The following is a 12,094-nucleotide window of genomic DNA, read 5'->3' on the forward strand; positions in this document are numbered from 1 at the left end:
GCTGCTTTCAAGCCGTACCGCCAGCAAAAGACAGCAGCCCGGTCTCCCATCTCGAGGAGACCGGGCTGTGGGTTAGTCGGTGCCGGATTCCATGGCGGCGCGGTCCAGTAGGACGTCTTCTTCGGTGGCTGCGCCGCGGGAGGCGATGGCTTCGGCGCCGCCGGTGGGGAGTTCGCCGATGAGGTTGGTTGAGGAGGCCAGCGCCGGGTTGGACGAGCCGAACATGCCGAGCCCGGCGTACTGCTCCAGCTTGGCCCGCGAATCCGCGATGTCCAGGTTCCGCATGGTCAGCTGACCGATCCGGTCCACCGGGCCGAAGGCTGAGTCCTCGATCCGCTCCATCGACAGCTTGTCGGGGTGGTAGCTCAGCGCCGGCCCCGTGGTGTCGAGGATCGAGTAGTCCTCGCCGCGCCGCAGCCGCAACGTCACCGACCCGGTGACCGCCGTACCGACCCACCGCTGCAGCGACTCCCTGATCATCAGCGACTGTGGGTCGAGCCAACGACCTTCGTACATCAGCCGCCCTAGCTTCCGCCCCTCGGTGTGGTAGCTCGCCAGCGTGTCCTCGTTGTGGATCGCGTTCACCAGACGCTCGTACGCCGCATGCAGCAACGCCATCCCGGGCGCCTCGTAAATGCCCCGCGACTTCGCCTCGATCACCCGGTTCTCGATCTGGTCCGACATGCCGAGACCGTGCCGGCCGCCGATCGCGTTCGCCTCCAGCACCAGGTCGACCGCCGAGCCGAACTCCTTGCCGTTGATCGTCACCGGCCGGCCCTGCTCGAACCCGATCGTCACGTCCTCGGCCTCGATGACGACCGCCGGGTCCCAGTGCGCGACGCCCATGATCGGGTCGACCGTCTCGACCCCGGTGTCGAGGTGCTCGAGCGTCTTCGCCTCGTGGGTGGCGCCCCAGATGTTCGCGTCGGTCGAGTACGCCTTCTCGGTGGAGTCGCGGTACGGCAGCCCGTGCGCGACCAGCCACTCCGACATCTCCTTGCGGCCGCCGAGCTCGTGCACGAACTGCGCGTCCAGCCACGGCTTGTAGACCCGCAGCTGCGGGTTCGCGAGCAGGCCGTACCGGTAGAAGCGCTCGATGTCGTTGCCTTTGAACGTCGACCCGTCACCCCAGATCTGTACGTCGTCGTCGAGCATCGCCCGGACCAGCAGCGTGCCGGTCACCGCGCGACCGATCGGGGTGGTGTTGAAGTACGTCCGCCCCGCCGACCGGATGTGGAACGCCCCGCACGCGAGCGCGGCCAGCCCTTCCTCGACCAGCGCCGCGCGGCAGTCGACGAGGCGGGTGATCTCCGCGCCGTACGCCGTCGCACGCGCGGGCACCGAGGCGATGTCGGGCTCGTCGTACTGCCCGATGTCAGCCGTGTACGTGCACGGCACCGCCCCCTTGTCCCGCATCCACGCAACCGCGACCGACGTGTCGAGACCCCCGGAGAAGGCAATCCCGACCCGCTCACCAACCGGCAAAGAAGTAAGCACCTTGGACACAGGAAAAGTATGCACCACCCTGAATGATTATGCAAAGTCGTGCTCAACCAGCGTGGCTGGTGTGACCGGTGTGAGTGGTGGGAGAGGATGGAAGCTCATCAGGAGGGGTGAGGCGTCGGATGATGGGGCGGTCGCATGCGCTGTCGGGGTGGTGCGCCGGGTTGGTGGTGGCACCGCTCGTCGGGCTGACCTCGTGGACCGAGGTGGTGCCGTTTGCGGCTGCTACTGCCGGCTATGCGTTGGTGCCGGATCTGGATCACCCGGGAGCCAGTGCCTCGCGGTTGCTGGGGCCGTTGACCGAGGCTGTGTCCGCGGTGGTGCGGGCGTTCAGCGGGGTGCTTTACCGGCTGACCAAGGGGCCGCGAGACGAGGACACCGCTGGGAAGCATCGGCATGCGACGCACACGCTGGTGGCGGCGATCCTGCTGGGGATGCTGGCGGCCAGCCTGGGCGACCGGGGCAAGTGGGCGGTGCTGGCGGTCGCGGTGACCGGTCTGGTGCTGGCAGCCGACGTCCTGGGCGACTGGATCGTCCTAGCCGTGTTAGCTGCCGCCGGCTGGTCCGTGTTCGGTCCCTCGACGGCCCTGCCAGGCCCAGCAGACGCCGTACAGCACGGCCTCAGCCAGATCGGTGGCTGGATCGGTGTAGCGGTAGCGCTCGGCATGTTCGTGCACTGTCTCGGCGACAGCCTCACCCGCTCCGGCTGCCCCTGGCTCTGGCCGCTGCCGATCCGCGGCGAGACCTGGTACGAGCTCCGCCTCCCCAGACTGCTCCGCTTCCGCACCGGAAGTTGGGTCGAGCATTTTCTGGTCGTGCCCACCCTGGTGGTCGCCGGCGTGCTCCTGCTTCCAGGCGGCCTCCAGACCGTCCAGCAGGTCTTCGACAACACCTCGATCTGGCTAGCGGGTCACTGAGCCCGGACAGATGCCAGGTGATGTCAACGGCCGTTCTCCTGTCCGTTCCGACCCGGCCCGTAGACAGTCGGCCGGTTGCTGGGTTCGCCGTACGCTGGAAGTTCCTGGCGAGTTCGAGGCCGGCCTGACGCCGCAGGGGATCCTGCTCAGGTCCTACCGAGCTGGGCTGACCCGTCGCGATTGACACCGCCTCCTGTGTCCGCTCCCCGCTACGCAACAGTCGTTGGAGCGCCTCGGCCCTACTCAGTCCTGAGGTCTCGCCGAGCTTGTCGGCCAGCGCGTCGACCGCGAGCTGATCGTGAATGCTGCGGTCGACGGCCGGCTCCCAGGTGGACGACTTGATCCGTCCGGCCGCCTGGGCCCAGGGCAGTGTGCTGACGGCCTCATTGATGTTGGCGTCGGTCCAGGCCTTCGGGAGACCCCGGGCGATGGTGGCCTCCGTGGCCTGTCGCGCTGGGTCGTTGTCGCCCAGCTGGGTAGCGGCCATGGCGTGCTGCGCGACCGCACGGCCAACGGCACGCAGCGCGAGACGGCCCCGGAGGCGGGTCAGCCCACCCGGCCGCCGCCCGGCCGCCGCGGCCAGGGCCTGGATCGGTCGCGCGTGGCGCCGGAAGATGCGGTAGGAGCCATCTGGCGCGACGCCGGTCCTACGCCCGACCCGTACCGGCCGATCCGCAAGTCCTGGATCCCCGGCGTGTTCGGCGATCGCCCGCAGTACGGAATGCACGCCGGACCGGTTCGGGGCGCCTGCCGGCGGATACGACATAGGCTGTCCTTCGCTCGGTTGCGCAAGCGTAGAAACGGGCAGGGTCAGTCGGATTTCTCTACCAAGAGTCACCGCTGATCAACAGTCCGTGGTCGCAGAAGTTTTTCCGGATTTTTTTGGCGGAAGGTGTAACGATCTCCTGGGTCGGCCCGATAGGACGAGTGAGCCTGGTGGCTGCCCGGACCCCCGAGCGGACAGCCACCAGGCCTACTCATATCTCCGAGGCGTGAGAGCGATATTCTGAGCCTCATGTCTTCGCCAGCTTCCAGCCCCGCACGGGCGCTGCCCTTCGGTCGTCTGACGACCGCGATGGTCACGCCGTTCCGGCCTGATGGTTCGCTCGATCTCGACGCCGCCCAGAAGCTCGCCGGTTACCTGGTCGATCGCGGCAACGACGCGCTCGTGCTGAACGGGACGACCGGCGAGGCCCCGACCACCTCCGACCAGGAGAAGGTCCAGCTGATCGCGGCTGTCAAGGAGGCGGTGGGCGACCGCGCCAAGCTGGTCGCCGGCGTCGGCACCAACGACACCGCGCACACGATCGAGTGCGCGAAGCAGGCCGAGACGGCCGGTGCGGACGGCCTGCTGGTCGTCACGCCGTACTACAACAAGCCCCCGCAGGAGGGCCTCCGCGCGCACTTCACCGCGGTCGCGGACGCCACCGGCCTGCCGAACATGCTGTACGACATCCCGAGCAGGTCGGGGGTCGAGATCAAGACCGACACGCTGATCGCGCTCGCCGAGCACGCCCGGATCGTCGCGGTGAAGGACGCCAAGGGCGACCTGGCCGGGACCACCAAGGTGCTGGCGAACACCGATCTGTTCTACTACTGCGGTGCCGACGAGCTGAACCTCGCCTCGCTTGCGGTCGGCGCCGTCGGTATTGCGAGTGTCGTGGCGCACGTCGCGAGCCCGGAGTACCGGCAACTGATCGACGCCGTGGTGGCCGGCGACCTCGCCACCGCGCAGGAGATCGATCGACGGCTGGTGCCCGCCGTCGAGACGATCATGACCAGGACCCAGGGCGCCATCATGGTGAAGGCCGCGCTCAAGCTGGCCGGCGTCATCGAGCACGCGACGCTCCGGTCGCCGTTGGTTGAGGCGACCGCCGAGCAAGTGGACTGGCTCACCACCGACCTCAAGACGGCAGGACTGATTGCATGAGCCATCCCCATCCAGATCTCTCCGCGCCCGGACCCCTCGCTCCGGGCGCTTTGCGGGTCATCCCGCTCGGCGGCCTCGGCGAGGTCGGCCGGAACATGACCGTGTTCGAGTACGACGGCAAGCTGCTGATCGTGGACTGCGGCGTACTCTTCCCGGACGAGAACCAGCCCGGCGTGGATCTGATCCTGCCGGACTTCGAACCGATCCGGCACCGGCTGGACGACGTCGTGGCGGTCGTCCTGACGCACGGCCACGAGGACCACATCGGCGGGTTGCCCTACCTGCTGCGTGAGCGGGGCGACATCCCGATCGTCGGGTCGCAGCTCACGCTCGCGCTGCTCGAGGGCAAGCTGAAGGAGCACCGGCACCGCAACGTGCCGCAGCAGACCGTGGTCGAGGGCGAGAAGCTCCAGATCGGCCCGTTCGTCTGCGAGTTCGTCGCGGTGAACCACTCGATCCCGGACGCGCTCGCGGTCGCGATCCGGACCCCGGCCGGCCTGGTCCTGCACACCGGTGACTTCAAGATGGACCAGTTGCCGCTGGACAACCGGATCACCGACCTGCGCGCGTTCGCCCGGCTCGGCGAGGAGGGCGTGGACCTGTTCTGCGTCGACTCGACGAACTCCGAGGTCCCGGGGTTCACCACCCACGAGCGCGACATCGCCCCGGTGCTGGACCGGGTCTTCACCAAGGCGAGGAACCAGCGCATCATCGTGGCCTGCTTCGCCTCGCACGTGCACCGCGTCCAGCAGGTCATGGACGCGGCGGTGAAGCACAACCGCAAGGTGGCGTACGTCGGCCGCTCGATGGTCCGCAACATGGGCGTGGCCCGCGACCTCGGCTTCCTGACTGTCCCCGGCGACACGCTGATCGACATGCGTGAGCTGGACGACTACCCGCCGGAGCGCGTGGTCCTCGTCTCCACCGGTTCGCAGGGCGAGCCGATGTCGGCGCTGTCCCGGATCGCGGCGAACGACCACAACGTCGTCCACCTCCAGCGCGGCGACACCGTCGTACTGGCGTCCTCCCTGATCCCCGGCAACGAGAACTCGGTGTACCGGGTGATCAACGGCCTGATCCGGCACGGGGCGAACGTCATCCACAAGGGCAACGCCCTCGTCCACGTGTCCGGTCACGCCAGTGCCGGCGAGCTGCTGTACTGCTACAACATCGTCAAACCGCGCAACGTGATGCCCGTGCACGGCGAAGTACGGCACCTGCACGCGAACGCGGACCTCGCGATCCAGACCGGCGTACCGGCGGAGAACGTGGTCGTCGTCGAGGACGGCGTGGTGGTCGACCTGATCGAGGGCAAGGCGGTCGTGGCCGGCAAGGTCGACTGCGGGTACGTCTTCGTGGACGGCTCGACTGTGGGCGACATCACCGAGACCTCGCTGAAGGACCGGCGGATTCTCGGCGACGAGGGTTTCATCTCGGTGATCGCCGTGATGGACTCTGTCACCGGCAAGTTGACCGCCGGTCCGGAGATCCAGGCGCGCGGGTTCGCCGAGGACGACACTGTCTTCGACGACCTGAAGCCGAAGATCGAGGCGGAGATCGAGAAGGCGATCGGCGGCGGCGTGGACGACATGTACCAGCTGCAGCAGGTGATCCGCCGGGTGGTGGGCAAGTGGGTCAGTGACACCCACCGCCGCCGCCCGATGATCATCCCGGTCGTCGTGGAAAGCTGAGCTGAGCTACAGGGGAGAGAGGCCGGCGATGACGATCAACGGGACGAATGGCGTTGGGCAGCGCCGGCCCACCATGAAAGAGGTTGCCGCCCGGGCGGGGGTCGCACTGAAGACCGTCTCCCGGGTGGTCAACGAGGAGCCGAACGTCAGCCCGGAGCTGACCGCGAAGGTCCAGGCCGCGATCAAGGACCTCAACTACACGCCGAACGAGAGCGCCCGGATGTTGCGCCGCGGCAAGACCGGGACCATCGCCGTGGTGATCCGCGACATCGGCGACCCGTTCTTCGCCTCGCTCGGCCGGGCGGTCGAGCTGTGGGCCCGGACGTCCGGTTCGGTCGTGATGATCGGGCTGACCGACGAGGACCCGGAGCGCGAGCGGGACGTCTGCCTGGAGTTCGTCGCCCGCCGGCCGGACGCGCTGATCATGGCGCCGATCGGTGAGACCCAGGAGTACCTCGCGCCGCACGTCGACGCCGGGATGGCGGTCGTCACGATCGACCGTCCCGCGCACGGCATCGAGGCGGACGCCGTACTCGCGGACAACGCCGGCGGCATCGACCAGGCGATCGACCACCTGGTCCGCCAGGGCCACCGCCGGATCGCGTACCTCGGTGACGACGAGCGGATCTTCACCGCCCGGGAGCGCGTGGTCGCCTATCGGGCGGCGATGGCCCGGCATCGGATCGAGGTCGACGAGGACCTGGTGCACCTGTCCGAGCCGACCACCGAAGGCATCGGCATCACGCTCTCGGCCGTCCTCGACCGGCCCGAGCCGGCCACCGCGTTGCTCTCGGCAAACAACATGACGACGGCAGAGGTACTGCGTGGGCTCGCCGGCCGGCGAGATCAGGTGGCGCTGGTGTCGTTCGACGACCTGGCCCTCGGCGACCTGCTCAGCCCCGGCCTGACCGCGGTCGCGCAGTCCGCCGACGTGATGGCGCGGACCGCGATCCAGCTGATGACCGAGCGGCTTCCCGAGCCGCACCGGCCGGGCCGAACCGTCCGGGTCCCGGTCAAGCTGACGATTCGTGGCTCGGGGGAGATCCCGCCGCCGAGCTGACCGTTCGGGCGGGCTCGCCAAAGCGGGCCAGCAGCAACGCAGCCGCGACCGCGAGCGCGAATCCGATGACAGCCACAACGCTGTAGCCGGCCCGCGGCCGATCGCCGAGGGCCACGAGTCCCACGAGCGCGGGGAAGACGGTCTCGCCGACGACCAGCATCGCGGTCGCTGTCGTGACGCCACCGCGCTGGAGCGCCGCGGCGTAGCAGAGCATCGCCAGTGCGCCGCCGACGATGGCCGTGTAGGTGGCCGGCTGGGTGATGAGCTCCGCCGGCTTGAGGCTGGGAATGGTCCGCCCCGAGATGGCGACGACCCCGAACCCGAGCCCGGCGATCAGCCCGAGGAGCGGCGTGTGCAGCCGCCGGGGCACGATGCGCAGCGAGGCCGTCGCGATGGCGAGCAGCGCCACCGCAGCGATCAGCATCAGGTGGAAGCGGTGCCCGACCGTGGTGCTGCCCTCGCTGCTGGCCGAGACGCCGAGCAGACCCAGCCCGAGACAGACCGCCCCGACCGCCAGCCACTCCCGCTGGCCCAGCCTGACGCCCAGTGTCAGCGCCGCCACCGCGGTCACCGCCAGGCTGGCCGCCAGTGCGGACTGGACCACAAACAGCGGCAGCACCTGCAAGGCAACCATCTGCAAGGCGAAGCCGACGACGTCCAGCCCGATGCCGAGCAGGAACCGGGGCCGGATGACGACCTTCTGCGCGCTGACGTCGGACGACGTGTCCGAAGCGGCCGCCGCGGCCTGCAGCACCGAGGCCAGGCCGTAGGCGACCGCCGCCGCCAGCGCACACGTCAGCCCCCACCACATGGGGGCCACCCTAGATCGAGGTCAGAGTCAACGGCCGTGCTGGGCGGCGAACGGGCAGTCGAACGGGTCGCGGGCGCGGAGGCCGACGTTGTTGAGGTAGTCGACGACGATCCGGTACGACGTGAACAGGCCGACCTCGGCGTACGCGATGCCGTGGAGCTCGCAGTACTCGCGCACGATCGGCCGGACCTGGCGCAGCGTCGGCCGGGGCATGCTCGGGAACAGGTGGTGCTCGATCTGGTAGTTGAGGCCGCCCATCGCGAGATCGGTGAAGATGCCGCCGCGGATGTTGCGCGACGTCAGCACCTGGCGGCGGAGGAAGTCGAGTTTCATCCCGGCCGGGACCAGCGGCATGCCCTTGTGGTTCGGCGCGAAGGCGGCGCCCAGGCAGACGCCGAAGATCGCCAGCTGCAGACCGAGGAACGCGCTCGCCTTCCCGGGCGGCAGCAGCAGGTAGAGCGCGGCGACGTACACCGAGATCCGCGCGGCGACCACGCCCGACTCGATCCGGTCGAGCCGGCTCGCATCGCGGCGTAGCAGGTGCCTCAGGCTGGATGCGTGCAGACCGACGCCTTCGAGCGTCAGGAGCGGGAAGAAGAACCAGCCCTGCCGTGCGGCCAGCCAGCGGCCGATCGGTCCGCGGTTCGTGACCGCGTCTGGAGTGAATGCCAGCGCCTTGAGCTGGACGTCCGGGTCCTTGTCGGTCTGGTTGGGCGCGCCATGGTGCCGGTTGTGCTTGCTGCGCCACCAACTCACGCTCATGCCGAGCACGCAGCCGGCCAGGATGCGGGCGGTCCAGTCGTTGCGCGCGGCCGAGTGGAAGATCTGGCGATGCGCGCTGTCGTGGCTGAGGAAGGCGACCTGAACCAGGGCGAGCGCCAACGCGGCGGCCAGCATCAGCTGGAACCAGGAGTCGCCCAGCAGCACCATGCCGCCGGCGATGGCCAGCAGGACGCCGAGGATGACGCCCATCCGGGTGAAGTAGTACCCCTGCCGCCGCCGAAGCAGGCCGAGGTCGCGAACGGTGTGCTGGAGGTCGGTGTACAGACTGACGTACTGCTGCTGTGCACGCACGCGCTCATCATGGCTGGTCACGCGCCGTACCGATACAGCGGACCGGGGTGATTTGCCGCCGAGTTATCCGGCCTGTCACCTCGCGGTCATCAGCGGAGCGCACCTTCGGGTCATGAAACTGAGCCGCCGCCAGCTCTTGGCCGCATCCAGCGTCGCGGGCGCCACTCTCGCCGTACCAGGCATCGCTTCCGCCGCTCCGAACCTCGTCAGCCGCGACCGGGCCGCGCTGCCGTCCGGTATCGCCAGCGCCGACGTGACGCCGAGCTCGGCCGTCGTCTGGGCGCGTGCCGACCGCCCCGGGCGGATGGTCGTCCAGCTGACCAGCCACGGCCGGTTCGACAAGGCGATCTGCCTGCGCGGGCCGAAGACGGACGCCGACGACGACTTCACCGCCCGGCTGCCGCTGCGCGGTCTGCGCCCTGGCCAGCAGTACGACTACCGGATCGGTTTCGAGGACGCGTACGGCCGGATCGGCCAGACCCTCGACGGCTCGTTCACGACGCCGGGCCGGAACCGGCCGGTGTCGTTCGTGTTCACCGGCGACACCGCCGGCCAGGGGTACGGCATCAACCCGGACCTCGGTGGCATGGTCGCGTACCAGGCGATGCACGAGACCCGGCCGGACTTCTTCCTGCACTCGGGCGACAACATCTACGCCGACGGCCCGATCGCGGCCGAGCTGAAGGTTGCCGACGGCATGGTCTGGAAGAACCTGGTGACCGAGGAGGTCTCGAAGGTCGCCGAGACACTGGCCGAGTTCCGCGGCCGGTACAAGTACAACCTGATGGACCACAACGTGCGCGGTCTGTACGCCGAAGTACCGCTGGTCGCGCAGTGGGACGACCACGAGACGCTGAACAACTGGTACCCGGGCGAGATCCTCACCGACGACCGGTACACGGAGAAGCGCGTCGACGTCCTCGCGACCCGGTCGAAGAAGGCGTTCCTGGAGTACCTGCCGATGGAGCACGTCTCCGGCCGGGACCGGATCTACCGCAAGGTGAGCTACGGCCCGCTGCTCGACGTGTTCTGCCTGGACATGCGTACGTACCGCGGCGCGAACCCGGTGCCGTCGACGGCCGGCCCGGTCGCGATGCTCGGCGCCGAGCAGGCCGCCTGGCTGGTCCGCGAGGTCGCGTCGTCGCGGGCGACCTGGAAGGTGATCGCCAGCGACATGCCGCTCGGTCTGCTGGTACCGGACGGCGACCTGATCGAGGCGGTCGCGAACGGCCTGCCGGGCGCGCCGGGCGGCCGCGAGCACGAGATTGCCTGGGTGCTCAGCCAGTTCAAGCAGCACAAGGTCCGCAACGCGGTCTGGCTGACCGCGGACGTGCACTACGCGGCCGCGCACCACTACGACCCGTCGCGGGCGACGTTCACCGACTTCGACCCGTTCTGGGAGATCGTCGCCGGGCCGATCAACGCGGGTGTCTTCGGCCCGAACAAGCTCGACCCCACCTTCGGCCCCGAAGCGGTGTTCGTGAAGGCCGCCGACTTCCCGAGCCAGTCGCCGGCCAGCGGGAACCAGTTCTTCGGCCACACCCGGATCGACCCGCGCACCGGCGTCTTCACGGTCTCGCTGCGCAACCTGTTCGGCAAGGTGCTCTGGACCAAGGACCTCACCCCGGCCCACCACTGAGGGCCCGTCGTACTTGCCCGGCTCCCGGTGCCTGTGCGGGATGCCGCCCGCCGGGGCCGGGGGAGTACGGCGAGATCTACCGCTTGAGGAACTGCAGGATCTGGTCGGCGACCACCGTCGGACGGTCGTCGACGAGGAAGTGCCCGGCGCCGTCGATCGCGACCGCACCCTCGAAGTTCGGCTTCACCATGTGGTCCTCGGTACCGACCAGCACTCGCGTCACCACCTGGCTCTGGTCCTTCGCGCGCATGAGGCGCAGCCCCTCGGGCTGGATGAACGTCCGGTACAGCGCCGAGCCCGCGCGGGCTCGCGCCGGGTCCTTGAACTGCGCGGCAAAGGTTTCCGCCTCGTCGGCCGAGATCGACGTCGAGTGTGCGCGCAGCATGTGTCGCGCCAGACCGGTCTTGCGAAGTGCCCAGGCCCCAAGTCCCGGCCACGGCAGCATCAGGTTGAACCAGCCGTACCGCAATGCCCGGAACGGGAATCCCCGATCGAGCTTCGCGCCCGGCGGCGGGACAGACATCGCCAGGTGGTCGACGACCCGGTCCGGATGGTTCACGGCGAACAGGAACCCGAGCATCGACGACCAGTCGTGCGTCACCAGGTGCACCTGGTCGAGCTCGAGTGCGTCGAGCAGCGCTGCCAGGTCCGCCTGCAGTTGGCTGCTCGTGTAGCCGTCGGCCGGCGCGTCGGTTTCGCCGGCGCCCCGCAGGTCCGGGCAGATCACCCGGTAGTGCTCAGCGATCTCGGGGACGACGTCGCGCCACTCCCGGGAGTCCTGAGGAAATCCGTGCAGCATCAGCACGGGCTCACCACGGCCCGCCTCCGTGACCCGCATCCGGAGGCCTGGCAGCTCGACGAAACGATCCATCTCCCGAAGGTACTACGAACCTAGTAGTCTGTCACTACGTTTATAGTGCGGTATGACCTCGACGCGGCTACGCGCCCTGGATGCGGCTGTCGAACTGCTCGGCACCCAGGGGTTGCGGGCCCTCACCCACGCCCGGGTCGACGCCGCCGCCGGGCTGCCTCCGGGCTCCACCTCCAACTACTTCCGGACCCGGGCCGCGCTGCTGTCCGGCGTCGTCGACCGGATCGCCTCGCTCGAGGCCGAGGCGCTGAGTATGTCGTTCGCGCCGGCCACCGCCGCGGAGTTCGTCGACATCATGTGCGGCGCGTTCGACTACCTGACCCGGGTCAACCGGGTGCGGACCACCGCCCGGCTGATCCTGTTCCTCGAGGGCAGTCACGACGCGGAGATCCGGGCGGCGCTGTCGCGTGGCCGCGAGGCGCTCGAGAACATCGCCACCGAGGTGCTGGCCCGGCTCGGCGCCAGTGATCCCCGGGCGGCGGCGCGGGCGGTGGCGGCCGCGTCCGAAGGGCTGATCCTGCACCGGATCGCGCGGCACGACGACGTCGATCCGCGACCGACGTACGAGCTCCTGCTGAAGGTTGCGCTGGACGGTTAG

At 69.1% G+C, this 12,094-nt stretch carries 10 protein-coding genes; 6 read left to right on the plus strand and 4 right to left on the minus strand.

The features are described 5' to 3' along the window. Positions 1–72 precede the first annotated feature (72 nt). Entirely contained in the window at positions 73–1,506 is a 1,434-nt protein-coding gene (argG, locus tag AB0E69_RS17315) for an argininosuccinate synthase (RefSeq protein WP_360146078.1), read from the minus strand. A gap of 107 nt (positions 1,507–1,613) precedes the next feature. On the opposite strand from argG, the gene AB0E69_RS17320 reads away from it, so the two are divergent. From AB0E69_RS17320 to AB0E69_RS17335, 4 genes are all read left to right on the plus strand, one after another. Further along, positions 1,614–2,420, plus strand: coding sequence for a metal-dependent hydrolase (locus tag AB0E69_RS17320; RefSeq protein WP_360146081.1), 807 nt, complete (start codon positions 1,614–1,616; stop codon positions 2,418–2,420). A gap of 1,015 nt (positions 2,421–3,435) precedes the next feature. Then, the gene (dapA, locus tag AB0E69_RS17325; protein ID WP_360146084.1) at positions 3,436–4,350 is read left to right on the plus strand and encodes a 4-hydroxy-tetrahydrodipicolinate synthase; all 915 of its coding nucleotides are present in this window, start codon (positions 3,436–3,438) and stop codon (positions 4,348–4,350) included. Next, positions 4,347–6,041, plus strand: coding sequence for a ribonuclease J (locus AB0E69_RS17330; RefSeq protein ID WP_360146087.1), 1,695 nt, complete (start codon positions 4,347–4,349; stop codon positions 6,039–6,041). The genes dapA and AB0E69_RS17330 overlap by 4 nt, the downstream gene beginning before the upstream one ends. Positions 6,042–6,069: 28 nt before the next feature. Continuing rightward, on the plus strand, positions 6,070–7,101 hold the full coding sequence (locus AB0E69_RS17335) for a LacI family DNA-binding transcriptional regulator (RefSeq protein WP_360146090.1): 1,032 nt from the start codon (positions 6,070–6,072) through the stop codon (positions 7,099–7,101). On the opposite strand, the gene AB0E69_RS17340 is transcribed toward AB0E69_RS17335, so the two are convergent. Together AB0E69_RS17340 and AB0E69_RS17345 are read right to left on the minus strand one after the other, a co-directional pair. After that, on the minus strand, positions 7,055–7,912 hold the full coding sequence (locus AB0E69_RS17340) for a hypothetical protein (protein ID WP_360146093.1): 858 nt from the start codon (positions 7,910–7,912) through the stop codon (positions 7,055–7,057). The two genes, AB0E69_RS17335 and AB0E69_RS17340, sit on opposite strands and share 47 nt — an antisense overlap. A 27-nt stretch (positions 7,913–7,939) precedes the next feature. Further along, positions 7,940–8,986, minus strand: coding sequence for an acyl-CoA desaturase (locus AB0E69_RS17345; RefSeq protein ID WP_360146096.1), 1,047 nt, complete (start codon positions 8,984–8,986; stop codon positions 7,940–7,942). Positions 8,987–9,098: 112 nt separating this feature from the next. Here AB0E69_RS17345 and AB0E69_RS17350 point away from each other — a divergent pair, with 112 nt between their 5' ends. Then, positions 9,099–10,625: an alkaline phosphatase D family protein gene (locus AB0E69_RS17350; protein WP_360146099.1), complete on the plus strand. Its 1,527-nt coding sequence runs from the start codon at positions 9,099–9,101 to the stop codon at positions 10,623–10,625. A gap of 76 nt (positions 10,626–10,701) precedes the next feature. Here the strand turns inward: AB0E69_RS17350 and AB0E69_RS17355 are convergent, their stop codons facing one another. Further along, the gene (locus AB0E69_RS17355) at positions 10,702–11,496 is read right to left on the minus strand and encodes an alpha/beta hydrolase (RefSeq protein WP_360146102.1); all 795 of its coding nucleotides are present in this window, start codon (positions 11,494–11,496) and stop codon (positions 10,702–10,704) included. A gap of 52 nt (positions 11,497–11,548) precedes the next feature. Between AB0E69_RS17355 and AB0E69_RS17360 the strand changes: the two genes are divergently transcribed. Further along, positions 11,549–12,094, plus strand: coding sequence for a TetR family transcriptional regulator (locus AB0E69_RS17360; RefSeq protein ID WP_360146105.1), 546 nt, complete (start codon positions 11,549–11,551; stop codon positions 12,092–12,094).

This window comes from Kribbella sp. NPDC026611 (genome assembly GCF_040638345.1).
Lineage (GTDB): Bacteria > Actinomycetota > Actinomycetes > Propionibacteriales > Kribbellaceae > Kribbella.